Here is a 26,724-nt window from a genome sequence, read left to right as displayed (position 1 = left end):
GATGGATCAGTGAATCCAGTTGCCCGAGATGGAGAACAGCGGCTCGAACACCCATTCGAGCAGAGTGCGCGTGTCGAGAATCAGGTTGGCGTCGAAGCCCATGCCCGGCTGAAGGGGTTCTTCCTTGCCATAGGCCGACACCGACTTCTTGGTGAGAGCGAGGCTCGCGATATAGAACAACTCGCTCGGCGCTGCAGCAGGTGGCGGGTACGGCAACTCGCTCCCGCTCACGGCGACCCGGGACAACTTGATCACGCGTGCCTCGTGGCTTCCGAACTTTTGATAGGGGAAGGCCTGGAACTGCAAAAGGGCTCGGGTTCCCAGGCGCACGAAGCCGGCCGCCCTGGAAGGGAGGTACACGTCCGCCTGCAGCTCCGATCCTTCCGGGATGAGGTTGAGCAAGGGCTGGCCGGGCACTGCCAGCTTGCCCCGGTCCGTCAGGATTGCGGTCACCACCCCAGCCTGGGGTGCCTTCAGCAACAACTCGCGCCGGGATTCGTTCTCGACGCGATCCTGCTCGATCGAAGAAAGAGCGCGATCGTTCGCCGCCAGCGCGTTGAGGTGCTTCGCAGGCAGCGCTGCCACGTCGGCCTCGACCGCGCCCGTGTCGCGCAGCAAGCTGGTCTCGTTGCGACGAATCGATTCGAGCGCTGCCAGATCGGCCATGCGCTCCTGTTCCTTCTGCTGCAACGCCATGTCGGAGACAAACTTCGCAGCGTGCAGTTCGCGCTGCCTGGCGAGCATCTGGTCGGTGAGGCGAATCCGTTGCTGTTGAAGCGACAAGGTCGTTCGTACCTGCGCCAACTCGGTCCGCAGGTTGATTAGGCGATCGCCGAGTGCTTTGCGCTGTTGGTCGTGAAGTTCATCGAGCTTGGCCCGCTCCTGCCTCAACGACGTGCGGCGAAGCTGGAGTTGCTTGTCGATTTCGATCAGCGCATCGCCGGCGCCCGTGAAGCGTTCGGAGTTCATAACAGCCAATGTTTCGCCGAGCGCGACACGCTGACCTTCCACGACCGAGAGCCGCGTCACGATGCCGGCTTGCGAAGCCGTCACTTTGACGACTCCGGCATTGGGCACGAGATAGCCGCTGGCGCGAATCTTTCGGGTGTATTGACCGACAACCAGGTAGAGAAGCAAGCTCCCGGCAAGGACGGCAAAGCCAATGGAAAGTGCGACGAAAGAAAAGGGTCTGCTGACGACGATTTCGCCGAGCCACGCGTCTTGGCGCGCCGCAAAAACCTCCTGGCGAAAAAGCGGATTCTCAACGGAAGAATGGGACTCCATGGCTCCTCATTGTGAATCCGGAGTCGAATCCTCGACATGAGGGGATGATGAGTTCTCAGGAATAAATTTTTCTCTTACCGCCCCCAAGAATTCTTCCACCACAAACCACTCTGTCAACCCGCACGTGCCGCACACGCGAAGACGATACCTGGGGTTTTTCAACCACTCGGCAAAACCCAAAGGCAATACGCTGGGAAAAATACCGCCACCCGCGTTAACCTCTGTCAAATAATGATCACCACCCCCACAGTTGCGGCAACGAGGTTTCGATTCAGCGGTCGGCATGTCACTCCTCCTATAATTCTTCTTTAAGAAAATTGAGGCCAGCCTGGGCCTCAATCGTTTTATGAAATGTCGATTACGGTCCGCCTACAGGGTCGCCCATTTGGTTGACCGAAGGCATAGATGACGCGCCCTGAGCACCAACTGAATTGCCGAGAGCGTTGACTCCGGCTGCAATTGCGCCAAGCGCTGCAGCTATCGCGCCAGCAGGCGTCGCGGCGCCAGCCAACCCGATAGCTGCTCCGATCCCCGCGATCGCCGAAGCGATCGCTCCGAAGGGACTTGCACTGCTGGAAGAATCCGAGCAACCGCCGCCTCCACATCCTCCGTCGCCGCAGCTCGAGCCGCCAGCACCGCAGCCCGCTTCACCTCCGTAGACGAGCATCATCGTCGGTGAGACTTCGAATTCCACTGGCCCTCGTCGTTCCGAGCATGCGGCTAGTCTCAATTTTCATTTTTTCCATCTTTCCCTTTAACTTCTCATGAAATAATTTTCCCATGAGATTTGACCGCAAAATTGCAGCCAAATTCATTTACCCTCACTTGTCAGTTTTGCTTTCAGGGCATTGATAAATGCACCCAACGCAACCGCTGCAATCACCCCAACTGCACCGATTCCGTAATAAACAGCAAACTCCCACGGCAAGATCAATGGAAATATCCATTGACTCACCGCAACCATCGAACAACCCAACAAAAGCAGCACTGCAATCGCCTTGAACAACAAGACTACTTTCGTGGCAAAACTGGTCATTGGTCCCATGCAGGTCGGCTGTCGGCGATGCATCGCCACAAGACCCGGGATTTGGCGCGAAACGCGCCGCCGCTTCAATCCCCCGATCGGGTTATTCGAAATGACCCGATCGGGTCAAAGCCGTTCATGCGCGAAGGCACCGATGGCTGCACCGCGCCCGATGCCCCGCCCGAAAGGACCCGGTGCGCCAACTCCACGCGGTTCCTCGCGCCGGTTCGTTTCATCAACACGGCGAGCTGCCGCTTGATGGTCTCGCCGCTCTTGCCGAGTTGCCGGCCGATCTCCTTGTTGGTCATGCCTTGCAGCAGCAGGTCGAGGACGGCGCGCTCGGCGAGCGTGAACGCCATCAAAGGGGCAACAGCGTTGGAGAGGGCGTTGGCCTGCTCGCAGCGATACAGGCTGCTGAGCGCGGCGTGCATCGCCGGCATGACCCGCCGCTGCAGCGCATGGCGATCGGCGACCGCCTCCGGTCCCACGTCGTAGAAGGCGGCCGCGGTAAGCACCCGCTCGTTTCCCTCGCCCTCCAGATGCGAAAACGCCAACAGGTTTCGCCAACCGGCGCGCCGGAAGGTCGTGCGCCACAAAGGGTCGATGTCGGCACCTCGGTCCTGCTCGACGTCGAAGAACTCGGGCCCGCCGGACTGGATCAGCCGCGTCAGGATCGGGTTTCGCACATTGCCGCCGACGCAAGCAATCGCGGCCTGGTAGAGGGGCGGCAAGCCAAAGCTCCAGGTCTGGATCGCCGAATAGCCGCCGGAATGCGGGACCGACTGCCCGCATAACACCTCAGCGTTCGGCAGGACGGTGCTCAGCAGTTCCTCGACCCACCACTTCAAGCTGTCGGCATCGCTGATGAGCCGCGCGGCACTGGCCAAAGCATCCCTGGACGTTCGTGTTCTCATTTTTTCGTATCCCTGAAATCGTCGCGCTTTGTAACCGAGCCAGCGCAAAAAGCCAATCAAAATGCGCTGCCGTGCGCCCACCGCGCTTGAGCCCCTACCCGCCCACCGCATGCCCCGCACCGTCCGCCTCATCCTCCTGTCCATCCGCGACCTGATCGTCTCCGCCGGCCCGGTGGTGTTCATCGTGATCGGCCTCCTGATCGCCGCCTACTGGTGGCTCGATCCACAGCCGCCCAAGCACGTGACCCTCGCCACCGGCCCCGCGGGCAGCGCCTATGCCGAGTTCGGCAAGCGCTACGCGGCGGCCCTCAAAGCCAACGGCATCGAGGTCGTGCTCAAGCCCACCGACGGCTCGCAGGACAACCTGCAATTGCTGCGCAGCGGCGGCGCCGATGTGGGCTTCGTGCGCGGCGGCAGCGCCGAGCCGGTGGCCGACGAGGAAGCGGGGCTGACTTCGCTGGGCAGCCTGTTCTATGAGCCCCTGTGGTTCTTCTACCGCGCCGACGCGGCCCACGCGATCGACCGCAAGACCGGCCGGCTGAGCTCGATCGCCCAGTTCAAGGACCTGCGCGTCAACGTCGACAAGCCCGGCAGCGGCGTGCCCGAGATCATGGAACGGATGTTCCGTGCCAACCACATGGAGCCGCAGGCGCTGCAGCTGTCCAACCTCGAGCAGACGCCGGCCACGGAGGCGCTGCAGGCCGGGCTGCTCGACGTGATCGTGCTGGCCTCGGCACCGCAGTCGCCGCTGGTGCAGCGGCTGCTGCGCGCGCCGGACATCCGGCTCATGGAGTTCGACCAGAGCGACGCCTACTCGCGCCGCTTCGCATTCCTCCAACCCGTCACGCTGCCGCGCGGCGTGGTCGACCTGGCGACCGACCTGCCGCCGCAGGACAAGCCACTGCTCGCGGCCACCACCTCGCTGCTGGCCAGCGAGAAGACGCACCCCGCCCTGCGGCAGCTCTTCGCGCAGAGTGCCCAGACGCTGCACAGCGGCGCGGGCTGGTTCAACCGCGCGCGCGACTTCCCGAACACCCGCACCAGCGAACTGCCCGTCAGCCCCGAGGGGGACCGCGCCATCAACGGCACGCCGCCCTTCTGGCAGCGCTACCTGCCCTTCTGGGCCAGCAACCTGGTGGAGCGCATGTGGCTGGTGCTCGGCGGCCTGCTGGTGCTGATGCTGCCGCTCAGCCGCGTGGTGCCGCCGCTCTACCAGTTCCGCGTGCGCCGGCGCGTGTTCCGCTGGTACGCGCGGCTGCGCGAGGTGGAGCACAAGCTGGAAGCCGGCAAGGGCGGGCGCGAGGCGCTCATCGAGGAGCTGGACAACGTCGACCGCGTGGTCAACAAGGTGGCGGTGCCGCTGTCGTATGCCGAAGAGCTCTACGCGCTGCGCAACAACATCTACGCGGTGCGCAAGCGGGTGCTGGCCCGGATGCCGCAGCCGGCTGGCTAGTCAGGCGGAATCGGTGCTCGCTCGGCGCACGGGCTCAGGCGTCGCATACATGCGTGCATGGGCGCGCCGCCGGCGGTACGCGATCCAGGTGACGACGCTGCAGCCGGCGAGGTTGATGAGCGACACCGCAACGAGGAAGGCATCCGCGACCACCAGGGCGCCGTACAGCAGTGCGGTGAGGTGCGACACGCTCCACGATCCCCAGGTCGTCAGCGAGATCGACTGCGCACCGTCGCGGCAACGCCAGACCACGACGATCTGCGGCACGTAGGTCAGCACGCGGCAGGCGTTCGTGAGCAGGTAGGCCCAGCCGATGGCGGCCAGCCAGAAGTCCGGCGGCAGGTTCTTCACGATCACCCCCCTTCGACTGCAGGTCGATCGATCGCAGTGGGTCGATGATGCGGATCAACGAGCGGCCACACATCCTCCCGCCAAGGGAGGGCGCCACGGCGCAGCGCCGGGCTATAGCGTTCGCAGGGCTCAGCGCTCCAGTCGCAGCAGCTTGCCGTTGCTGCTGTCCGTCAGCAGATAGAGCCAGCCGTCGGGGCCCTGCCGCACGTCGCGAATGCGCTCGCCGCGATCGGCCAGCAGGCGCTCGCGCGCGGTCACCGTGTTGCCGCTGAGCGTGAGCCGCCACAGCGCCGTGCCCGCCAGCGCGCCGACGAAGAGGCTGCCCTTCCAGTCGGGCAGCGCATCGCCGCTGTAAAAGGCCATGCCGCTGGGCGCGATGGAAGACTTCTGCGTGCCGGGCGTCCAGGCCAAGCCGTCGATCTTCTCCCAGTAGCTCAGCGGTTGTTCCATGCCGGCCTTGGCCGTGCCTTCGCCGACCTGCGTGAGCGTGCCGTACTCCTGGCCGTAGCTGATGACGGGCCAGCCGTAGTTCCTGCCCGGCAGCGCGAGGTTGACCTCGTCGCCGCCCTGCGGGCCATGCTCGTTCACCCACAGCTCGCCGGTGGCCGGATGCAGCGCCGCGCCCTGGACGTTGCGATGGCCGTAGCTCCAGATCTGCGGCTGTGCACCGCCCACGCCGAAGTTGGGATTGCCAGGCGCCGGCGCGCCGTCGGTGGTGATGCGCATCACCTTGCCGTGGCCGCGCGTCAGGTCCTGCGAGAAGCCGCGCTGGTCGTTGTTCAAACGCTCGCCGAGGGTGATGAACAGGTGGCCGCTGCGGTCGAAGACGAGGCGCGAGCCGAAGTGCGCGCTGCTCTGCGCCTTGGGCAGCTGGCGAAAGATCACCACCAGGTTGCTCAGGCTGCGGTTGGCCGTGTCGAGCTCGGCGCGCGCGACCGCCGTGCCGTTGAAGCTGACGTCGGTGCCGTCGCGCTCGGCATAGCTGAAGTAGATGCGGCGATTGGTGGCGAAGGCCGGGTCCACCGCGACGTCGAGCAGGCCGCCCTGCCCCACTGCCTCGACCGCCGGCAGGCCGCTGACCTGATCGGCGCCGCCATTGACCGGCGTGCCGTCGGCATTGCGCAGGCGCAGCTGGCCGCTGCGCTGCGTCACCAGCAGCTTGCCGTCGGGCAGGAAGGCGAGGCTCCAGGGGTTGGCGAATCCGCTGGCCAACTCGACCACCTTGACATTCATCGGGCCGGGTACCGGCGCAGGTGCGGGCGCAGGTGCCGGGGCCGGTGGAGCCCCAGGAGCTGGAGCTGGAGCCGGTGCCGGCGCTGGTGCAGGAGTGGCCGACCCGCTGACCCCGAAGGCGTTGATCGCTACGCTGCCCCCGCCGCCGCCCCCGCCGCAAGCCGCGAGAAGAAGGGTCGCCCCCGCCGTCCACCGCCATGCTGCTGCAGCCATGTCCACTCCTTCAGGCGTCCTGAGCGCCGGATTGGAAGTGGACGCCGGATTTCATGCCGGCGCTGTCAGCGCACGCCGTTTCTTACTTCAGCGCCTTGAAGCGCATCCGATGCGGCTTGGCGCCTTCCTCGCCCAGGCGCTTCTTCTTGTCGGCCTCGTACTCCTGGTAGTTGCCGTTGAAGAAGGTCCATTGGCTGTCGCCCTCGGCCGCGAGGATGTGGGTCGCGATGCGGTCCAGGAACCAGCGGTCGTGGCTGATCACGAGCACCGAGCCCGCGAACTCCAGCAGGGCGTCCTCGAGCGCGCGCAGCGTCTCGACGTCCAGGTCGTTCGAGGGTTCGTCCAGCATCAGCACGTTGCCGCCGGCGATCAGGGTCTTGGCCAGGTGCAGCCGGCCGCGCTCGCCGCCGGAGAGCGTGCCGACCTTCTTCTGCTGGTCGGCGCCGTTGAAATTGAAGCGCCCCGCATACGCGCGGCTCGCCATCTGGAACTTGCCGACGTTGATGATGTCGAGGCCGTTCGAGATGTCTTCCCACACCGTCTTCTCGTTGGCGAGCGCATCGCGGGTCTGGTCGACGAAAGCCATCTTGACCGTCTGGCCGACCACCACCTCGCCGCTGTCCGGCTTCTCCTTGCCCGCGATCAGCTTGAAGAGCGTGGACTTGCCCGCGCCGTTCGGGCCGATGATGCCGACGATGGCGCCGGCCGGGACTTCGAAGCTCAGGTTGTCGATCAGCAGGCGGTCGCCGAAGGACTTGCTGACGTTCTTGAACTCGAAGACCTGATTGCCCAGGCGTTCCGCCACGGGGATGAAGATCTCCTGCGTCTCGTTGCGCCGCTGGTATTCGTAGTCGGACAGTTCCTCGAAGCGGGCCAGGCGCGACTTGCTCTTGGCCTGGCGCGCCTTGGGGTTCTGGCGCGACCATTCGAGTTCCTTCTTCAGCGCCTTGGCGTGGGCTTCCTCGCTCTTCTGCTCTTGCGCCAGGCGTTCGCCCTTCTGCTCGAGCCAGGTGCTGTAGTTGCCCTTCCACGGAATGCCACGGCCGCGGTCGAGTTCGAGAATCCACTCGGCCGCGTTGTCGAGGAAGTAGCGATCGTGGGTAATGGCCACGACGGTGCCCGGAAAGCGCTGCAGGAACACTTCGAGCCACTCGACCGATTCGGCATCCAGGTGGTTGGTGGGTTCGTCGAGCAGCAGCATGTCGGGCTTGGACAGCAGCAGCCGGCACAGCGCCACGCGGCGCTTCTCGCCGCCCGAGAGCACGCCGATGTTGGCCTCCCACGGCGGCAGGCGCAGCGCGTCGGCAGCGATCTCGAGCTGGTGCTCGGAGTCGGTGCCGGCGGTCGCGATGATGGCTTCGAGCTGGGCCTGCTCGGCCGCCAGCGCGTCGAAGTCGGCGTCTTCCGCGCCGTAGGCCACGTACACCTCTTCGAGGCGGGCCTTGGCCGCGTAGACCGCGCCCATCGCTTCCTCGACCGACTCGCGCACGGTGTGCGCCGCATTGAGCTTGGGCTCCTGCTCGAGGTAACCGATCGTGAGGCCGGGCATCGGCAAGGCCTCGCCTTCGATTTCCTTGTCGAGGCCGGCCATGATCCTGAGCAGCGAGGACTTGCCCGAGCCGTTCAGGCCCAGCACGCCGATCTTGGCGCCGGGGAAAAAGGAAAGCGAAATGTCCTTCAAGATCTGCCGCTTGGGTGGCACGGTCTTGCTGACCTTGTTCATGGTGTAGACGTACTGGGCCATGGCTATGTCCGTTCGATGATGGGAGCTGCTCGGGGTGGCCGGGAAACCTGGCAACGATCTTGCGCGAGGATCGATTGCGAGTCAGCCTTGCATGGCAGGCGCTTGCTGCTGCAGCGCGATTTCCGACCGGGTCTGCCGCCAAGTCTAACGCAGGCCCCTCGAAGGGGTGCTCGAGCCGCTGCTATTCTTTGGGCCGTCCGGGCCTGCGACACCGTCCCGCGCCGGCCACACCCTCTTCTCCATTCCATGAGCGCCACGCCCACCCACGACGCCTTCGAGCAGGCCAAGCAGCTGTTCCTCCAAGGCCTGAAGGACTTCGAGGCCGCCCGCTTCGAGGCCGCCGAACAGCGCTTCCGGTCTTCCCTGGCCCTGCTGCCGGGCCGCGTCTCGACCCTGGTGAACCTCGCCGCGACGCAGCTGAAGCTGGGCCGCCCACAGGATGCGCTGGCCACGGCGCAGCAGGTGCTGGCACTCGAGGCCGGCAACGCCGATGCCTGGTTCCACAAGGCCGGCGCCCTCGGGCAGCTGAACCGCCACCAGGAGGCCCTGCTCGGCTACGAGAAGGCGATCGCGCTCGCCCCACCGGGCGCCGCTCCACTCTGGTTCTGCCATGGCCAGACCCTGCAGGCGCTGGACCAGCCCGAGCGCGCCCTCGCCTCCTACGAACGCGCGCTGGCCATCGACCCCGGCCTGGCGCAGGCCTGGAGCAACCGCGGCGGCATCCTGCGCGAGATGAAGCGCAACGAGGAAGCCGCCCACGCCTTCCGGCAGGCCCTGGCCCATGGCGCCGATCCCGAATTGCACCAGTACTACCTGGCCTCCGTCTCGGCGCAGTCCGTTCCGCCGGTGGCGCCGGGCCACTACGTCGAGACACTCTTCGACGACTATGCCGAGCAGTTCGATGCGCACCTGGTGGGCACGCTCGGCTATCGGGCGCACGACACGCTCGTCAAGCATCTGGCAGCGCTGGGCCGCGGGCCTTTCCGCTCCACCCTCGACCTCGGCTGCGGGACGGGCCTGTGCGCCCCCTTGCTCAAGCCGATGACGCAAAGGCTCGAAGGCGTCGACCTGTCGAGCCTGATGCTGGACAAGGCACAGGCCCTCGGGCTCTACGACCGCCTCGTGCACGCGGACATCGTGGATCACCTCCAGGGCACGGACGAGCGCTACGACCTGGTCACGGCGGCCGACGTCTTCATCTATGTCGGCGACCTGGAACCGGTCTTCGCAGCGCTGGGCCGTACGCTGGAAGCCAATGGGCTCTTCTGCTTCTCGGCCGAATGCGCCGCCGATGAAGCCGTCGACTTCGAGCTGCTGCCGAGCCTGCGCTATGCCCAGTCCGAACGCTACCTGCGCGCGCTGGCCGAGCGGCACGGATTCGACCTGCTGCAGCTGATTCGTGCCCCGATCCGCGAAGACCAGCGCGAGCCCATCCACGGCATGTACGTTTATCTGGCACGCCGATGACCCCGGCTTTTCGCCGGGCAAAGCCGAGTCGTGCGACAATCCGGGACGTTGCCGGGTCCAGTTGCCCGCAATACCGGCTCCCTGCCGAGGACGAAGAAGGCCCAAACCAAGGCCCCTCGCGCTCCACTCCTGACCCCTATCTGCCCCTACTGGCCCGACGTCATCGATGACGCCCGGGTGGGCCGATACCACCGCGCCGTGGAAGGCGCTTGTTTGAACTCAATGAACTTTGACGATCTGAAGCTGGCCCCGGCCATCTTGAAAGCCGTGCACGAGCAGGGCTACGAAACCCCCACCCCGATCCAGGCCCAGGCGATTCCCGCAGTGCTCGAAGGCCACGACCTTCTGGGCGGCGCCCAGACCGGCACCGGCAAGACCGCCGCCTTCACCCTTCCCCTGCTGCACAAGCTCACGATGAGCCGCAGCGCCACCAACAAGTTCGGCGGCACCGGCGTGCGCGCCCTGGTGCTCACCCCCACCCGCGAGCTCGCGGCCCAGGTCGAGGAATCGGTACGCACCTACGGCAAGTACCTGCAGCTGAGCTCCACCGTGATCTTCGGCGGCGTCGGGATGAATCCGCAGATCAGCAAGCTCAAGAGCGGCGTCGACATCCTGGTGGCCACGCCCGGCCGCCTGCTCGACCTGCAGCAGCAGGGCATGCTCGACCTCTCCACCGTGCAGATGCTGGTGCTCGACGAGGCCGACCGCATGCTCGACATGGGCTTCATCCACGACGTGAAGAAGATCCTCGCGCTGGTCCCCTCGGAAAAGCAGAGCCTGCTGTTCTCCGCCACCTTCAGCGACGAGATCCGCGACCTGGCCGCCACGCTGCTCAAGAACCCGCAGAGCATCCAGGTCACGCCGCGCAACACCACGGTGCAGCGCATCACGCAGGTGATCCACCCGGTGGGCCGCGGCAAGAAGAAGGCCCTGCTCGCCCACATCATCAACGAGCACGACTGGAGCCAGGTGCTGGTGTTCACCCGCACCAAGTTCGGCGCCAACAGCGTGGCCGAATTCCTCTGCAAGAACGGCGTCGAAGCGATGGCGCTGCACGGCAACAAGAGCCAGAGCGCGCGCACGCAGGCGCTGGCCGGCTTCAAGAGCGGCGAGATCCGCGCCCTGGTGGCCACCGACATCGCGGCCCGCGGCATCGACATCGACGAGCTGCCGCACGTGGTGAACTACGAGATCCCCAACATCAGCGAAGACTACGTGCACCGTATCGGCCGAACCGGCCGCGCGGGTGCCAGCGGCGAGGCGGTGAGCCTGGTCTGCCTGGATGAAGAAGGCTTCATGCAGGAGATCGAGCGCTTCACCAAGCAGCAGATCCCCGTCAAGGTCATCGAGGGCTTCGGCCCCGAGGAAGGCGAACGCGCCGAGCCCATCGCGATGGGCCGCCAGACCCTGTGGGGCGGCGCCGGCCGTCCGCCGAGCCGCGACGTGATGCAGGCGGCCGCCAAGGCGGCGCGCCAGGAAATGATGCAGCGCATCCGCGACAACAAGGCGGGGCAAGGCGAGCGCGGTGGCAATGCCGGTAACGGCGGCAATGGTGGCAACGGCGGTCAGCGCCGCGGCGGCCAGGGCGCGCCGGCGGGCCGCAACGGCGGCGGACAAGGTCAGGGCCAGGGCCAGCGCGCCCAGGGCGGCCGTGGCCAGGGCCCGGCGCGGGCGCCGCACCACGCGCCCCACCATGCTCCTCATCACGCGCAGAACCACCTGCCGCACGAAGAGCGCCAGCCGCGCCACCACGGCAACACCCACAGCCCCACGCAGGCCGATGCACTGGCGCACCAACGTGCCGAGGCGATCGCCGGCGCAGCAGGCCAGCCTGACCCGTTGCGCACCAGCGTCGACAGCTTCGGCGGTCGCGGGCGTCGTGGCGGCGGTGGTGGCGGCGGTGGTGGTGGCGGCGGCGGTGGTGGCGGCGGCGGTGGTGGCCGCGGCGGACGCTCCGGCGGCGGTGGCGGTGGCGGCGGTCGCTCCGGCGGCGGCTATGGCGGCGGCTACGGCGGCGGCGGCCGCTCCTTCAGCCGCTGAGCCAGCGAGCCGCAGGACTCCAGACTCCACACCCAGGGCGCTTCGGCGCCCTTTTTTCATGCGCGCGTGATCGTCCGCTCGCAGTGCACTAGCATGCCCGCACCCACAAGGAGCGGAGCCGTCCCATGCCCATCTCGCCGAAGCGCGCCGCACTCGCCGGCGCCGTCACCGTCGCCCTGCTCGCCGCCGTTGGCTGCGGCAGCCCCGGCGGCGTCTCCATGCCCCCGTCCATCCCGGCCGCGCCGGGACAGGTGCAGGTCAAGCTGATCGGCTTCAACGACCTGCACGGCAACCTGGAGCCGCCCAGGCTCGCCATCAGCGCGCCCGCGGCGGGCGGCGGAACGATCCCGGTGCCGGCTGGCGGGGCGGCCTACATGGCTTCGGCCATCGCCGCGCTGAAGGCGAAGAACCCGAACCACGCGGTGGTCTCGGCCGGCGACATGATCGGCGCCTCGCCGCTGGTCTCTGCCCTCTTCCTCGACGAGCCGACCATCGAGGCGGTGAACGAGATGAAGATCGACTTCAACGCCGTCGGCAACCACGAGTTCGACAAGGGCCAGACCGAGCTGCTGCGCATGAAGAACGGCGGCTGCGCCCGGAACACGCCGCTCGCGCCCTGCCGCGTGAACAAGTCCTTCCCGGGCGCCAACTTCGGCTTCCTCGCGGCCAACACGGTGAAGCACGACGGCAGCACGCTGTTCCCGGCCACCGGCATCAAGAGCTTCACGCAGGGCGGCGCGACCGTGAAGGTGGGCTTCATCGGCATGACGCTCAAGGGCACGCCGACCATCGTCTCGCCCGCGGGCGTCGCCGGCCTGAGCTTCAAGGACGAGGCCGACACCGCCAACGCGCTGATCCCGCAGCTCAAGTCGCAAGGCGCCGACGCCATCGTCGTCGTGATCCACGAAGGCGGCATGACCTCCGTGGGCTACAACGACAAGCGCTGCACGGGCCTCTCGGGCGACATCGTGCCGATCCTCGAGCGCCTCGACGCGCAGGTCGACGTGGTGATCTCCGGCCACACCCATCGCGCCTACATCTGCGACTACGGCAGGGTCAACGCCGCCAAGCCCTTCCTGCTGACCAGCGCGGGCCAGTACGGCACGCTGCTGACCGACATCGACCTCGCGATCGATACGCGCACGCGCAAGGTCACGGCCAAGTCGGCCAGCAATGTGATCGTGCAGGGCGAGGCCTTCACCAGCGGCACCAACACGGTCGCGACCACCGACCAGTACCCGAGCTTCGCCAAGAACCAGACGATCGCCGCGCTGATCTCCAGCTACGCCGGCGTCGCCGCGCCGCTGGTGCAGCGCGTGGTGGGCCGGCTCACGGCCACCGCCACGCGCACCCAGGTGGCCTCGCGCGAGAACGTGCTGGGCAACCTGATCGCCGATGCCCAGCTGGCCGCCACCGCCGCGCCGGCCAAGGGCGGCGCCCAGATCGCCTTCATGAACCCGGGCGGCGTGCGCGCCGACCTGGCGCCGGCCGCCAACGGCGACGTGAGCTACGGCCAGATCTTCACCGTGCAGCCCTTCGGCAACAGCCTGGTGGTGAAGACGATGACGGGTGCGCAGATCAAGGCCGTGCTCGAGCAGCAGTTCAACAGCGGCACCAACACCGTGACCCAGCCGCGCGTGCTGCTGCCCTCGAAGTCATTCAGCTACAGCTACGACCTGTCGAAGCCGGCGGGTGCGCGCATCACGGCGATGGCGCTGAACGGGACCGCGATGAGCGATGCCACCCGCTACCGCGTGGCGATGAACAGCTTCCTGGCGACCGGCGGCGACAACTTCACCGTGTTCACTCAGGGCACGGAGCCGCTGGGCGGGGATCAGGACATCGATGCGCTGGAGGCGTACATCGCGGTCAACAGCCCGTTGGTGCTGCCGGCGGCCGATCGGATCACGAATTTGACGCCCTGAGGGCGCGTCGCACGCGATCCACAGACGCTCCCAAAAGCCAAGACGACGCAATGCTGAACCTCGCACGTGCACTGTTCGGAAGGAAATCGAGTTCACCAAAGCCCGAAGGCGTCGAGACGAACGGTCGCGCGATGGCCCCTCCGGCTGTGGTTCCTGCCAAGGGGCTGCCCGATTTCCAGATGGTTCAACATCTGGACTATCACGAAGGTTTCCCTTTTCTGAAATGGGCTGATGCCGAATCCTGGCTCTCCGACCTGGAGTCGCCTTCGTCCAAGGCCGCCGCTTGGGAGGCCGCCGAAAGAGCTTGGCTGCTTCACTTTCGCGACGCACTGGGCCCGCAGTTTCACCTTCGCGAAACAAAAAGCGCGATGCTTTTGTCGTCGCTGGACGACGGCGTTGCAAAGGCCACGCTCGACTACATGGAACGAACGCTCAAGCGAGTGGCTGGCACGCTGGACGGCCTCGCTGAGATACCGCCATGGGGGAAAGACATCCTGATTGCTTTCGACGATGTCGAGAGCTACTACAGGTACGTGTCTTACTACTACCCCGATGCGGGCGAGTTCGCATTCAGCAGTGGGATGTATGTGGACGGCGGCTGTGCCCACTTCGTCACTGTGAAAGCGGATCTCCATGCGATCGAGCCGATCATTGCGCACGAAATGACGCACGGGTGCCTCGCCCACCTCCCCCTCCCGCTATGGTTGAACGAGGGACTGGCGGTCAACACCGAGCATCGGATCGCAGGTGTTCCAGGACAGCCTTTGACGGCGCAGGAATTGCACAAGAAGCATTCGAGCTTCTGGGGCCCGCAGGAGATTCAAGAGTTCTGGTCCGGCGAGTCATTCAAAAGGGCCGACGACGCAAACATGCTGTCCTACGATCTTGCAAGGCTACTCGTTGCGCAGTTCGCCAAGGACTGGGAGGCATTCAAGCGCTTTGTGCTTGAGGCAGATGCCGTCGATGCGGGTGCAGCCTCGGCACAAGAGAACTTGCAGATGGATCTTGGTGCCGCGGTTTGTGCCTTGCTTGAAAAAGGCCCGGCTTCGCAGTGGGGCCCTGAGCCGTCAACGTGGCCATCGCCTACTGCCGCCATGTCATAGCAAGGCCGCCCCGCGAGCAGCAGCCTTGCTTCTTGCCCCAATAAAGAACGAACGACGATGTCTAATTCAACCGCCGCCCGCTCTGCCGGTCGAACAGATGCGCGCTGTCGGGACGAATGACCAGACCGATCGTGTCGTCCGGTTCCGCCTGCACGCGCCCGTGTACCACCAGGCTCAGCTTGGCCTCGCCCACCTGGACCAGCAGTTCGGTCTCGTTGCCGGTCGGCTCCACCACGATCACGCGGGCCGGCACGCCGCTGCCCGCATCGCCCAGCACGATGTCGCCGGGACGGATGCCGTAGTGAACCGCCTGGCCTTCCGCGGCCTGGCTCGCGCCTGGCGCGGGCCAGTGCGCGCCGTGGGCCTCGACGCTGACGCCCGCGCCATTGCGCCGCAGCACGCCCTCGACCACGTTCATCGCCGGCGAGCCGATGAACTGCGCGACGAACAGGTTGTCGGGGCGGTCGTAGAGCTCCAGCGGCGTGCCGATCTGCTCGACGATGCCGTCGTGCATCACCACGATGCGGTCGGCCATGGTCATGGCCTCGATCTGGTCGTGCGTGACGTACACCGTGGTGGTCTTGAGCCGCTGGTGCAGCGCCTTGATCTCGGCGCGCATCGCCACGCGCAGCTTGGCGTCGAGGTTGGACAGCGGCTCGTCGAACAGGAACACCTTGGGATCGCGCACGATCGCGCGGCCCATGGCCACCCGCTGGCGCTGCCCGCCCGAAAGCTCGCGCGGATAGCGGCCGAGCAAGGTGTCGAGGTTGAGGATCTTCGCGGCATCGGCCACGCGCTGCTCGGTGACCGACTTGTCGGCATTGCGCAGGCGCAGGCTGAAGCCCATGTTCTCGCCCACCGTCATGTGCGGATAGAGCGCGTAGCTCTGGAACACCATCGCGATGTCGCGGTCCTTGGACTCGAGCTCGTTCACCACCCGGCCGTCGATCAGGATCTCGCCGCCGGTGATGTCTTCCAGGCCGGCCAGCATGCGCAGCAAGGTGGACTTGCCGCAGCCCGAAGGGCCGACCAGCACGACGAATTCGCCGTCGGCGATGTCGAAGCCCAGCCCATGCAGGATGTCGACCTTGCCATAGGACTTCTTGACGTTGTTGAAGGATACGGATGCCATGTCGTTCGTTCCCCTTAGCTCTTGACCGCACCGGCCGTCAGGCCACCGACCATGTAGCGTTTGAAAGCGTAGTAGATCGCTGCCGGCGGCAGCGCATAGACGAAGCCGGTGGCCATCAGCAGCTCCCAGGGCGAATCGTCGGCCGCCAGGAAGTTGCCCAACGCCACCCCGAGCGTGATGTCGGTTTCGTTGGACAGCAGCAGGAAGGCGTAGAGGTATTCGTTCCAGGCCAGGAGCAAGGCATAGGTGCCTACCGCCACCATCGAGGGCACCATCAGCGGCAAGTACACCAGGCGAAACAGTTGCACCGGCGTGGCGCCGTCCATGCGCGCGGCCTCGTCGAGTTCGTAGGGCAGCTTATCGGACGCCTGCTTGAGCACCCAGATGCAGTAAGGCGAGGCAATGGTGACCATCGCCAGGATCAGCGACCACTGGTTGTTGAGCAGCCCGTAGTTGGCCATGGTCTTGTACATCGGCACCGCCAGGAACGCGGCCGGGATGAAGTAGGTGAACAAAGCCATGTTGAGCACGGTGCGCCCGCCGCGCACCCGCAGCCGGCTGATGGCGAAGGCGGCCGTGGTGGCCACGATCAAGGTGATCAGGCCCACCGCGATCGCAATGACCAGCGAGTTGCCGAGTTGCTGCCAGAAGTGCGAGAGGTAGAAATGCTTCTGCTGGAACACGGTCTCGAAGTTCTGCAGCGTCGGGTTCTTGGGCCACAGCCGGCCCGAGGTCGCCGACTCGCGCTCCGAGATCGCGAAGATGAACATGTGGTAGACCGGGATGATGGTCCACAGAAACACAGGGATGCCGATCAGCAGCAGCTTGGCTTCGGCGGTGACGGAGCGCAGGGTCCATCGCTTCATTTCGACAGCCTCTTCATCATGAAATAGACCAGCGGCAGTACCATAGGCAATGCCACCACGATGGAGGCCATGGCCACATCCATCTGGTCGAGCCGCAGGTAGCGGATGCCCAAGGTGGCCAGCACGTGCGTCAGATCGGCCGGCCCGCCGCCCGTGAGCAGGTAGACGCTGTTGAAATCGCCCAGCGTCCATATCGCCGACAGGATGGTCGACGTGATGTAGAGCGTGCGCATCGCCGGCCAGGTGATGAAGCGGAATTTCTGCCAATTGCTCGCGCCGTCGACCGAGGCAGCTTCGTACTGCTCGCTCGGGATGGACAGGCGCCCGGCCACCAGGATCAGCGTCCAGAACGGCAGCGACTTCCATATATGCATCAGCATCGACAAGGACAGTGCGAGCGTCGGATCGTTGAGCCAGTTGGGGCCGTCCAGTCCCGTCAGGCGGAAGATCACCGAGTTGATGACGCCCCACTCCGGGTTGAGCATGAAGCGCACCGACAGGATGGTCGGGATCGAGGGCACCGCCCAGGGCAGGATGAACACCACCGACAGCGCCTTGATCCACCAGCGCGTCTTGATGAAGAAGCCCGACAGCACCAGCGCGGCGATCATCTTGAGGTTGATCGCCACCACCAGGAACACGATGGTGTTGACGGCACTGCGGAAAAAGATCGGGTCATCGAACAGCTTGGTGTAGCTGGCCGGGTGCCGGGCCAGCCACAGGCCGTAGCCCACCGGGTACAGCACGAACACGATGAACACGAGCAGATAGGGCACGACGAACAGGCGCCCCCAGAATTCCCAGCGGGACAGGCTGCGGGACGCCGGCGCCGCAACGTTCGGCAATGCGGTGACAGCTTGAGTCATGGTTCAGTTCACCCCGATGTCGTTCAAGCGGAAATGAGGATGGATGGAACGGCCGGCCGCGGCACCGGGCCGCGGCCGGACCACGCGAACGCTCAGCCCGCAACCGACTTGATGCGCGCGATCATCTCGTCCACGGCCTTGTCCACCGGCACCTTCTCGTTGAGGATCCGGTTCGCCGCCTTGGCCCACACGTTCTCGTTGTTGAGCACCGTGAACTTGTAGTTCTTGGTGAACTCGAATGGCGAGGTGCCGGCCATGAACTGGTTGTAGACGGCCGTGCGGTGCGGGTCCTGCTTCCAGAATGCGCTTTGCTGCGCCGCCTTGGTCACCGGGAACCAGCGCCCGAGCGAACCTTCGACATACGGCGTGAGATTGGCGTCGTCGAGCAGGAAGGCGACGAACTTCTTCGCGGCCTCCTTGTTCTTGGCGTCCTTGAAGATCACGCCGGTCTTCACGGCCGCGCGGTAGACCATCTTGGAGCCATCCGGCTTGTTCGGGAAGCCTGCTGTCGCAATCTTCTCGGTGTAGTTCACCTTGGCGGCGTCGCGCTGCGCTTGCGTGAGCGATTGATTGTTCGAAGCGTCGAGCTGCGTGGCTGCAATCGAGATCGTCGCGTTGTGCGTCAGGATCGTCGTCTTGTTGGCAAAGGCGACGTTGTTGTCCGGATCCTTCCAGTTGGTAGCAGACGGCGGCGCGCAGCCCTTCGAATACACCTGCGTGTAATCGGTCAGCGCGTTGATCAGGCCCTGGCGCACCGCCGGATCATCGACCAGCAATTTGCCCGCGTCGTTGACCAGCTTGACGTTGTAGGCGTCCATGAACGTCAGGAACGAGAAGAAGGAGTCGCTCGAGTCCACGCCCAGCGGCTGGCCGATCCCGAAGCTGCGGGTACCCGACTTTTGACGGTAGGCTGGTTGCACCTTGTCGCACCAGAAGCTCCAGTAGCCTTTCCAGTCGGTCGGGATGTCGCTTTCCTTGAAGCCTGCCTCGGCCAGCATGTCCTTCCAGTACTGGATGTGCATGGTCTGCTGCTTGATCGGATAGGCGTAGTAGGCCCGGCTCTTGGTGGTGTCGTTGTAGAGGAAGGTGGTGGCCAGCGCCGCGGGCTCGAACTTGGCGCGCATCGGATCGAGGATGCTGGTCACGTCTTCGAGCTTGCCGTCGTAGGCCCACTTGGCCGTGACCTGGAAGTCGTAGACGTCGCCATAGGCCACGTCGGGCGGATTGCCGGCGTCGAGCGCAGCCACCGACTTCGGAACCATTTCCTGCGGCGCATAGAGCGACAGCTCGACCTTGATCTTCGGGTTCTTGGCTTCGAACTTCTTGATGGCGGAAAGCAGTGCGTCGTCTTCCGCCTTGTAGAAGCCCTTGCCCCACCAGACGGTGAGCTTCTCCTGGGCGGCCGCCTGGCCGGCGATGGCCAGGCCCAGCGCTGTCAGCGCGGGTATCACGAGTGTCTTGAACTTCATGCTTTGTCTCCTCTTCGGTGGGATGCTCGATCCACGAGCGGGGGCTAAAAAAATGGAAGGCCTCAGGCGGCCGCCTTGACCCGCGGCGGCGCGCGGCCGTGGCGCGGCGGGCTGCGGCGCAGGGAGAGCACCTCTTCGATGTCCTCGCGCGCGCCGTCGATCAGCTTGACGATGGCGCGCTCGGCGCGCGCCGGGTTGTGGGCAATGACGGCATCGAGCACCGCGCGATGCAGCGGCAGCGACAGGGCCGGCCCGTCCTTCTTGGCGGTGGAGAGCTCGAAGCTGGTGCGCAGCAGCGCGTCCAGCGCCTTGCTCATCTGCGCCAGCATGCGGTTCTGCGCGGCCGCCAGCAGGCCGTGATGGAAGCGCAGGTCGTTGGCGACGTAATCGCCGTCCTGCTCGATCGCGTGCTTCATGCCCGCGTAGGCCTCTTCGATCCTCGCGATGTCGGCCGCGCTGGCGCGCTCGGCTGCGAGCCGCACCGCCGCCGGCTCGACCACCCGCCGCAGGTCCAGCAGGTCGCGCAGGAATTCGGGCGTGAGGCCGGCCCGCGCCTGCCAGGTGATCACGTCGGGGTCGAACCAGTTCCAGCGTTCTTCCGGCAGCACGCGGGTGCCGACCTTGGGGCCGGTGACGATCAGCCCCTTGGCCACCAGCGATTTCACCGCTTCGCGCACCACGGTGCGGCTGACGCCGAACTCCTCGCACAGCAGGGGCTCCGCGGGCATCGGCGCGCCGATGGCATAGCGGCGCGACACGATGGCCTCGCCGAGCAGGTCGAGGGTGCGGCCGTGGATGTTCTTGCTCATACCTTCTCAGGCGCCGACGGGCGTCAACAGGGGCGTGCCCGCGAAATGCGCGCGCAGGTTGTCGAAGGTCAGTTGCGCCATCGCCTCGCGCGTCTGCTTCGTGCCGCTGGCCATGTGCGGCGTGAGCACCACGTTGGGCATGGCACGCAGCTCGGCCGGGACTGTCGGCTCGTTCGCGAAGACATCGAGCGCAGCGCCGGCGATGACGCCCTTCGACAATGCCGCGATCAGCGCCGCCTCGTCGACGACGCTGCCGCGCGCGACGTTGACCAGGTAGCCCTGCGGCCCGAGCGCCTCCAGCACGCGCGCATCGATCAGCCCGCGCGTGGCCGCGCCGCCGGGCGTGATGACAACCAGGAAATCGACCGCGGCGGCCAGCGCCACGGCGTCGGGGTGATAGGCGTACTCGACGCCGGCACGCGGCGAGCGCGCGGTGTAGGCGATCTGCATGCCAAACGCGCGCGCCCGGTGCGCGATGGCCTGGCCGATGCGGCCCATGCCGACCACGCCCAGCCGGGCGCCCGAAACCTTGCGGCTCAGCGGGAACGGGCCCTGCGGCCACTGCCCGTCGCGCACGAAGCGGTCGGCCTGCGGGATGCGGCGGGCGATCGACAGCAGCAGGCCGATGGCGAGATCGGCCACGTCGTCGTTCAGCACCTCCGGGGTATTGGTGACGGGCACGCCGCGCTCGTGCGCCGCAGGCACGTCGACGCCGTCGTAGCCGACGCCGAACACCGAGATCATCTCGAGCGCCGGCAAGCGCTCCATCAGCGTGCGCGGCACCTTGGCCTCGCCGTTCGCGACCACGGCACGGATGCGCGGGGCGGCGGCGGCGAAGGCGTCGGGGTCGTTCATGTGGATGCGGTCGTGCACGACGTACTCGCGCTGCAGCGCCTCCATCAGGAAGGGCATCAGCGGTGCAACCACCAGCACCTCGGGACGTGCGTCGTTCAACGAATGGGGCACTGCCTTGTCTCCTGCTGGGGTTGGGCTTTCGGCGGCAAGTCCGCTCGAAAACCCTGCCTGTGTTTGCCTCTTGCGGCTTATCATATGATGATTGAAATAACGACCCGGCAGGACAAACCCTGATTCGCCGAGGCCTCGTTGGCACCCCGCCGGAGACAACACGATGAGCAGTCCACGCCGCAAGCCCACCCACGAACTGCGCAGCCAGCAATGGTTCGGCCGCAACGACCGCGACGGTTTCATCTACCGCAGCTGGGTCAAGGGCAAGGGCGTGCCGCACGACCAGTTCGACGGGCGTCCGGTCATCGGCATCTGCAACACCTTCAGCGAGCTCACGCCCTGCAACTCGCACTTCCGCACGCTGGCCGAGCAGGTGAAGATCGGCGTCTACGAAGCCGGCGGCTTTCCGCTCGAGTTTCCGGTGATGTCGCTGGGCGAAACGCTGCTGCGCCCCACCGCCATGCTCTACCGCAACCTCGCGAGCATGGACGTGGAGGAAAGCATCCGCGCCAACCCGATCGACGGCGTGGTGCTGCTGATGGGCTGCGACAAGACCACCCCCGCACTGATGATGGGCGCCGCCAGCGTGGACCTGCCCACCATCGGCGTCTCCGGCGGCCCGATGCTCTCGGGCAAGTGGCGCGGCCAAGAGCTCGGCTCGGGCACCGGCGTCTGGCAGATGAGCGAGCAGGTGCGCGCCGGCACGCTGAAGCTGCAGGAGTTCTTCGAGGCCGAGAGCTGCATGCACCGCAGCCACGGCCACTGCATGACCATGGGCACGGCCAGCACCATGGCCAGCATGGTCGAGTCGCTGGGCATCGGCCTCCCGGGCAATGCGGCCTACCCCGCGGTGGACGGCCGGCGCAACGTGCTGGCGCGCATGGCCGGGCGGCGCATCGTCGACATGGTGCACGAGGACCTGCTGATGTCGAAGATCCTCACCCGCCAGGCGATCGAGAACGCGATCAAGGTCAACGCGGCGATCGGCGGTTCGACCAACCTGGTGATCCACCTGCTCGCGATCGCCGGGCGCATCGGCGTGGAGCTCACGCTCGACGACTTCGACCGGCTGGCCTCCGACCTGCCCTGCCTGGTCAACCTCCAGCCCTCGGGGCAGTACCTGATGGAAGACTTCTGCTACGCGGGCGGGCTGCCGGTGGTGATGAAGGAGATCGCGCAACACCTGCACAGGGACATCGTCACCTCCACCGGCCAGAGCGTCTGGGACAACGTCAAGGATGCCGAGAACTACAACCCGCAGGTGATCCAGCCGCTGGCAAGCCCCTTCAAGGACAAGGCCGGCATCTGCGTGCTGCGCGGCAATCTGGCGCCCAACGGCGCCATCATCAAGCCCAGCGCTGCAACGCCGGAGCTGCTGGTGCACAAGGGCCGCGCGGTGGTCTTCGAGAACGCGGACGATCTGCACAAGCGCATCGACGACGAGGCACTGGACATCGACGAGCACTGCATCATGGTGCTCAAGAACTGCGGCCCCAAGGGCTACCCCGGCATGTCCGAGGCGGGCAACATGCCGCTGCCGCCCAAGGTGTTGCGCAAGGGCATCACCGACATGGTGCGCATCAGCGATGCCCGCATGAGCGGCACCGCCTACGGCACGGTGGTGCTGCACACCGCGCCCGAGGCGGCGGCCGGCGGCCCGCTGGCGCTGGTGCAGGACGGCGACATCGTCGAGCTCGACGTGCCGAAGCGCCTGCTGCACCTGCACGTGAGCGACGAGGAGCTGGCGCGCCGCCGCGCGCAATGGACGCCGCCGAAGCCGGCGCTGGACTCGGGCTACTGGAAGCTCTACGTGGACAATGTGCTGCAGGCCGACCAGGGGGCCGACTTCGGATTCCTGCGCGGCAAGCGCGGTTCCTTCGTTCCCAGGGACAATCACTAGGACTAGGCTCAACTCTCGCTTATCAACGGTCCGGTATGCATCTGATCGCCATCGACTGGGGCACCAGCTCCTTGCGCGGCGCATTGCTCGACGGCAAGGGGCATGTGCTCGAGGAACGCAGCCACCCGCGCGGCATCCTCACGGTGCCGCCGGGCGGCTTTTCTGCGCTCTTCGAGGAACTGTTCGGCGACTGGATGCGCCCCACCGGCAGCTTCTGCCTGATCTCGGGCATGGCCGGCAGCAAGCAGGGCTGGGTCGAGGCGCCCTACTGCCCCTGCCCCTCGGGCCGGGTCGAGGTGGGCAATGCCATCGTCGAGATCGAGCCGGGCCGCATCGCGGTCGTGCCCGGCATGAGCGACATGCACGATGGCGTGCCCGACGTGATGCGCGGCGAGGAGGTGCAGATCTTCGGCGCCATGGCGCTGGCCGGCCTGTCCGACGGCCTGTTCGTGCTGCCTGGCACGCACAGCAAGTGGGTCACGGTCAAGCGCGGCCGCGTGACCGGTTTCCGCACCTTCATGACGGGCGAGTTCTACGCGCTGCTGAGCCAGCATTCGATCCTGGCGCGCACGCTCGATGCGCAGGCGCCGCTGGACGAAGTCGCCTTTCTCGAAGGCGTGACGCAGGCCGACAACGGCCAGGGCCTGCTGCACAACGCCTTCGGCGCACGCACGCTGGCGCTGTTCGACCGCATGCCGGCCGGCGAGCTGGCGAGCTATCTGTCCGGGTTGCTGATCGGCGAAGAGCTGCGCACCCAGTCCATCCACGCCGGCGACCTGGTGCTGATCGGCAGCCCGGCGCTGACCCAGCGCTACCTGCTGGCGCTGGAGATCTCCGGCAACACCGCGCGCACGCTAGGCGCCGAGGCCACCTGGGCCGGGCTGCATGCGCTGGCGGCCATTCATCTCTCGAACAAGGCAAGGTCATGAGCCGCACGGCCGTTCCGAAGGCGAATAGCACCGCAGCCGAAGCGAAGGTACCCCAATGACGCCTCCTCACGAGCAGTTTTCCACCGCCCTGCAGCAGCTGCCGCTGGTGGCCATCCTGCGCGGCCTGAATCCGGCCGAGGCGCCGGAGATCGGCGATGCCATCGTCGGCGCCGGCTTCCGGCTGCTCGAGGTGCCGCTCAACTCGCCCGAGCCGCTGAAGAGCATTGCGCTGCTGCGCGAGCGCTTCCCCGGCGCGCTGGTGGGCGCCGGCACCGTGCTCGGCGCGCAGCAGGTGCGCGAAGTGCACGCCGCCGGCGGGCAACTGATCGTCGCGCCCAACTTCAACCCCGAGGTGCTGGCGGAAGCGGCGCGCCTCGGCCTGGTGAGCCTGCCGGGCGTGATGACGCCGACCGAGGCCTTCGGCGCGCTCGCGGCGGGCGCCGCCGGGCTCAAGCTCTTCCCGGCCGAGTTGGCCTCGCCGGCGGTCGTCAAGGCCCTGCTCGCGGTGCTGCCGCCGGGCACGCCGCTGCTGCCCGTGGGCGGCATCACACCGGCCGGCATGCAGGCCTGGCGCGAGGCCGGCGCGGCCGGCTTCGGCATCGGCTCGGCGCTCTACAAGCCCGGCAAGAGCGCGGCCGCGGTGCGCGAGGCGGCGATGGAGTTCGTGGCGGCCTTCAATGGGAGCCTGCGGATATGAGTTCCGCAATGCCTGGAACGGAGATCGAGATGAGCCCTGAAGCCGAGTACGCCAGCCCCGCCATCCGCGCCTTGCGCGAAGACCTCGCCTTGGCGCTGCGCGCCGCCGCGCACCACGGCCTCTCCGAAGGCGTGTGCAACCATTTCAGCGTCGCCCTGCCCGGCGCGCAGGACCGCTACCTGATCAACCCGCGCGGCCTGCACTGGAGCGAGATCGGCCCCGAGGACATCGTGCTGATCGACGTACACGGCGAGGTGCTGGCCGGGCGCCACCGGGTCGAGCCCACCGCGCTCTTCATCCACGGCGCGGTACACCGCGTGACCGGCCGCGCGGTAGTGCTCCACTGCCACATGCCCTACGCGACCGCGCTCACGCTCACCACCGACCGCGCGCTCGACCCGACGCTGAGCCAGAACGCGATGCGCTTCGTGGACCGCATCGCCGTCGACGCGACCTACAACGGCCTGGCGCTGGACGACCGGGAGGGCGAGCGCATCGCGCACGCCATGGCAGGCAAGGACATCGCCTTTTTGGCGAATCACGGCGTGATCGTGGCCGGGGCGAGCATCGCGCATGCCTACGACGACCTTTACTACCTGGAGCGCGCCTGCCTGCACCAGGTGATCGCGCAATCCACCGGCCGGCCGTTGGCGCCGGTCGATGCGAAGCTGGCCGCGCAGGTGGCGGCGCAGATTCAGGGTGAGCGGGAGCAGTCCGATTTGTTCTTCGAGGCGCTGCGTCGGTTGCTGCCGGTGCCGCGCGCCGAGCGCCCTCTTCTTCAGCGCGCGGCTGCGTAGGCCGGCGGGTCGATGACCCGAGCCTGCGGGCTAGATGGGCCGTCGCGTCATCCGGTGAGCTCGTGGCGCCCGGCATAACTCGTCGCCGAGGTCTTGATCACCCGGGAACCGCGATTGCTGCGGTGTTACTGAACTTAGGTCGTTGATCGACAGGCTTGGTCGGGAACTCGCCCGGCCTTGTCTTCAAGTCCTCTATCAAGTTCAACAGCCCCCATGAAACCCAATCTCTTTCATAACTACAGCCCCTGGCCCTCGCTCGTCGTCACAAACCAATCGGCCGCCAAGACCGACGCATCCCCGAGACGCAGCGCCAGTGCTGAGGAGCAACGATTCACGTCCGAAGCCTCGCGCTACCAAGAGCATGCCGCGGCAACCCATGGTCCCCCCGGACACCTGGAACTTCGTGCCCCGGTTAGCTACGAGTCCGGCTCGACCCAATTCTGCTCGACCCTATCCGGCTCGACCCTGTCCGACCGCTCCATTTTCGAAGTTCAAACCGTGGGACCCGAGACAGGAGTGCCTGCGACGGCCACCAATCCAGCCGATACCTTGTTCAACGCGCTGCCGGAGCTGAACCCCGCGTTGCGCATGTCCAAGGAATGGAAGGAGTTCGAACAAGACACCCACAATCTTTCGCTGCTGGCGAATCTCGTCGTATTGGCCAATCCGAGTCTCAAGCCGATTGTTCGGCATCTGGTCGCGGAGATGGTTGCCGAACCCACTCTGGCCCAACGGATCTTCGGCGTGATCCAGGGCGGCAACGCCAGCTGCGGTGATCGTGCCTTGCTTGCACTACACACCGCGGAAGAGGAATTGCTTGCCCAGGGAGTCTGGAACGGCACTCTTGACAACAACCTGCCGGCGGTGGTCAACATTGCACGCCAGGTGTTTCGCCGCACGTACATTCACCGCTTGGCGGAGGAAAAGGTGAAGGCCATCAACGCTGAAATACGCGCCGCAAATCTGCGCGACCACACCCATCTGCCCGAACACACTGAGGAGGTCGAGACTCATCTCGCCTACATCGTTGGACTGCACGAATCGCTCCAGCTGGGAGGCCACAAGCCGGATGCGCAATTCCTCGGTCTCTCAGGCGTCGCTCCCCAAGACCTTGAGATCGCCCAAAAAGTGGTATTGGACGAAGAGGCGGTGCACTTCACGAGCTTCCTTGCCACCTGGAAACCCTGGCAAGAGGTTCTGCGCCGAAGATTTCCAAACGACGTGGCCGTGATCGAAGAGAAGCTCACCAAACACAGGGCGCTGATCGAAAAGAAGTTGACCGAAGAAGCAGTGAAGGCCAGCGTGCCGCTCCCGATTCGGCAGGACGGCATCACGCGCGCCATCGTCCAGAGCGACAGGGATGAGGGGAAGAAGCTGTGGCTGGGCTTGACCGAGCACGTGTTGCAGACCCCGCTCGGTTGATCGATGCCGCAACGGCAAACTGCGCGCGTTTCTCCCGCCCGGCGCGCAGGATCGCCACCTGATCAACCGGCGCGGCCTGCACTGGAGCGAGATCAGCCCCGAGGACATCGTACTGATCGA

Annotated in this window: 23 protein-coding genes; 10 read left to right on the top strand and 13 right to left on the bottom strand. The window is 66.2% G+C overall.

Annotated features, from left to right (window positions below; translation table 11 throughout):
* Positions 1-6: 6 nt before the first annotated feature.
* The 4 genes from AC3A6X_RS25740 to AC3A6X_RS25725 form a co-directional block, all read right to left on the bottom strand.
* Positions 7-1,284, bottom strand: coding sequence for an HlyD family secretion protein (locus tag AC3A6X_RS25740; protein ID WP_487844840.1), 1,278 nt, complete (start codon positions 1,282-1,284; stop codon positions 7-9).
* Positions 1,285-1,290: 6 nt separating this feature from the next.
* Positions 1,291-1,569: a hypothetical protein gene (locus AC3A6X_RS25735; RefSeq protein ID WP_487844839.1), complete on the bottom strand. Its 279-nt coding sequence runs from the start codon at positions 1,567-1,569 to the stop codon at positions 1,291-1,293.
* A gap of 526 nt (positions 1,570-2,095) precedes the next feature.
* The gene (locus tag AC3A6X_RS25730) at positions 2,096-2,320 is read right to left on the bottom strand and encodes a hypothetical protein (RefSeq protein WP_487844838.1); all 225 of its coding nucleotides are present in this window, start codon (positions 2,318-2,320) and stop codon (positions 2,096-2,098) included.
* A gap of 74 nt (positions 2,321-2,394) precedes the next feature.
* The gene (locus AC3A6X_RS25725) at positions 2,395-3,303 is read right to left on the bottom strand and encodes a helix-turn-helix transcriptional regulator (protein ID WP_487844837.1); all 909 of its coding nucleotides are present in this window, start codon (positions 3,301-3,303) and stop codon (positions 2,395-2,397) included.
* Between the two features lie 28 nt (positions 3,304-3,331).
* Between AC3A6X_RS25725 and AC3A6X_RS25720 the strand changes: the two genes are divergently transcribed.
* Entirely contained in the window at positions 3,332-4,675 is a 1,344-nt protein-coding gene (locus AC3A6X_RS25720; RefSeq protein WP_487844836.1) for a TAXI family TRAP transporter solute-binding subunit, read from the top strand.
* Here AC3A6X_RS25720 and AC3A6X_RS25715 read toward each other — a convergent pair whose 3' ends face one another.
* From AC3A6X_RS25715 to ettA, 3 genes are all read right to left on the bottom strand, one after another.
* On the bottom strand, positions 4,676-5,026 hold the full coding sequence (locus tag AC3A6X_RS25715) for a hypothetical protein (RefSeq protein ID WP_487844835.1): 351 nt from the start codon (positions 5,024-5,026) through the stop codon (positions 4,676-4,678).
* A gap of 129 nt (positions 5,027-5,155) precedes the next feature.
* Entirely contained in the window at positions 5,156-6,259 is a 1,104-nt protein-coding gene (locus AC3A6X_RS25710; RefSeq protein WP_487844834.1) for a PQQ-dependent sugar dehydrogenase, read from the bottom strand.
* Between the two features lie 295 nt (positions 6,260-6,554).
* Complete coding sequence (gene ettA / locus AC3A6X_RS25705) at positions 6,555-8,216, bottom strand: energy-dependent translational throttle protein EttA (protein WP_309964077.1); 1,662 nt, start codon at positions 8,214-8,216, stop codon at positions 6,555-6,557.
* 246 nt (positions 8,217-8,462) lie between these two features.
* Between ettA and AC3A6X_RS25700 the strand changes: the two genes are divergently transcribed.
* From AC3A6X_RS25700 to AC3A6X_RS25685, 4 genes are all read left to right on the top strand, one after another.
* Positions 8,463-9,683, top strand: coding sequence for a methyltransferase domain-containing protein (locus AC3A6X_RS25700; protein ID WP_487844833.1), 1,221 nt, complete (start codon positions 8,463-8,465; stop codon positions 9,681-9,683).
* Positions 9,684-9,905: 222 nt separating this feature from the next.
* Positions 9,906-11,723 (top strand): DEAD/DEAH box helicase, encoded by a 1,818-nt coding sequence (locus tag AC3A6X_RS25695; RefSeq protein ID WP_487844832.1) that lies wholly within the window; start codon positions 9,906-9,908, stop codon positions 11,721-11,723.
* 125 nt (positions 11,724-11,848) lie between these two features.
* Positions 11,849-13,648 carry a bifunctional metallophosphatase/5'-nucleotidase gene (locus tag AC3A6X_RS25690; protein ID WP_487844831.1) on the top strand — a complete coding sequence of 600 codons (1,800 nt, stop codon included), beginning with the start codon at positions 11,849-11,851 and terminating at the stop codon, positions 13,646-13,648.
* A 50-nt stretch (positions 13,649-13,698) separates the two neighbouring features.
* Positions 13,699-14,751 carry a hypothetical protein gene (locus AC3A6X_RS25685; protein ID WP_487844830.1) on the top strand — a complete coding sequence of 351 codons (1,053 nt, stop codon included), beginning with the start codon at positions 13,699-13,701 and terminating at the stop codon, positions 14,749-14,751.
* 61 nt (positions 14,752-14,812) lie between these two features.
* Here the strand turns inward: AC3A6X_RS25685 and AC3A6X_RS25680 are convergent, their stop codons facing one another.
* The 6 genes from AC3A6X_RS25680 to AC3A6X_RS25655 form a co-directional block, all read right to left on the bottom strand.
* Positions 14,813-15,883 carry an ABC transporter ATP-binding protein gene (locus tag AC3A6X_RS25680; protein WP_487844829.1) on the bottom strand — a complete coding sequence of 357 codons (1,071 nt, stop codon included), beginning with the start codon at positions 15,881-15,883 and terminating at the stop codon, positions 14,813-14,815.
* A gap of 14 nt (positions 15,884-15,897) precedes the next feature.
* Complete coding sequence (locus AC3A6X_RS25675) at positions 15,898-16,749, bottom strand: carbohydrate ABC transporter permease (RefSeq protein WP_487844828.1); 852 nt, start codon at positions 16,747-16,749, stop codon at positions 15,898-15,900.
* Positions 16,746-17,615, bottom strand: a complete 870-nt coding sequence (locus tag AC3A6X_RS25670; RefSeq protein WP_487844827.1) for a carbohydrate ABC transporter permease — start codon at positions 17,613-17,615, stop codon at positions 16,746-16,748. The genes AC3A6X_RS25675 and AC3A6X_RS25670 overlap by 4 nt, the downstream gene beginning before the upstream one ends.
* 92 nt (positions 17,616-17,707) lie before the next feature.
* Entirely contained in the window at positions 17,708-19,084 is a 1,377-nt protein-coding gene (locus AC3A6X_RS25665; RefSeq protein ID WP_487844826.1) for an ABC transporter substrate-binding protein, read from the bottom strand.
* Positions 19,085-19,146: 62 nt separating this feature from the next.
* On the bottom strand, positions 19,147-19,893 hold the full coding sequence (locus AC3A6X_RS25660) for a FadR/GntR family transcriptional regulator (protein WP_487844825.1): 747 nt from the start codon (positions 19,891-19,893) through the stop codon (positions 19,147-19,149).
* 6 nt (positions 19,894-19,899) lie between these two features.
* Positions 19,900-20,859, bottom strand: a complete 960-nt coding sequence (locus tag AC3A6X_RS25655) for a 2-hydroxyacid dehydrogenase (RefSeq protein WP_487844824.1) — start codon at positions 20,857-20,859, stop codon at positions 19,900-19,902.
* A 163-nt stretch (positions 20,860-21,022) separates the two neighbouring features.
* Between AC3A6X_RS25655 and AC3A6X_RS25650 the strand changes: the two genes are divergently transcribed.
* From AC3A6X_RS25650 to AC3A6X_RS25630, 5 genes are all read left to right on the top strand, one after another.
* Entirely contained in the window at positions 21,023-22,759 is a 1,737-nt protein-coding gene (locus tag AC3A6X_RS25650) for an IlvD/Edd family dehydratase (protein ID WP_487844823.1), read from the top strand.
* A 35-nt stretch (positions 22,760-22,794) separates the two neighbouring features.
* Positions 22,795-23,688, top strand: a complete 894-nt coding sequence (locus AC3A6X_RS25645; RefSeq protein ID WP_487844822.1) for a 2-dehydro-3-deoxygalactonokinase — start codon at positions 22,795-22,797, stop codon at positions 23,686-23,688.
* 55 nt (positions 23,689-23,743) lie between these two features.
* The gene (locus AC3A6X_RS25640; protein ID WP_487844821.1) at positions 23,744-24,385 is read left to right on the top strand and encodes a 2-dehydro-3-deoxy-6-phosphogalactonate aldolase; all 642 of its coding nucleotides are present in this window, start codon (positions 23,744-23,746) and stop codon (positions 24,383-24,385) included.
* A gap of 29 nt (positions 24,386-24,414) precedes the next feature.
* Positions 24,415-25,182 (top strand): aldolase, encoded by a 768-nt coding sequence (locus AC3A6X_RS25635; RefSeq protein WP_487844820.1) that lies wholly within the window; start codon positions 24,415-24,417, stop codon positions 25,180-25,182.
* Between the two features lie 213 nt (positions 25,183-25,395).
* A complete protein-coding gene (locus tag AC3A6X_RS25630; protein WP_487844819.1) occupies positions 25,396-26,604 on the top strand; it encodes an NEL-type E3 ubiquitin ligase domain-containing protein in 1,209 nt (402 codons plus the stop codon).
* Positions 26,605-26,724 lie beyond the last annotated feature (120 nt).

The organism is Variovorax sp. Soil_C_12 (assembly GCF_057657375.1).
This window is presented reverse-complemented; position numbering and strand designations above follow the sequence as displayed.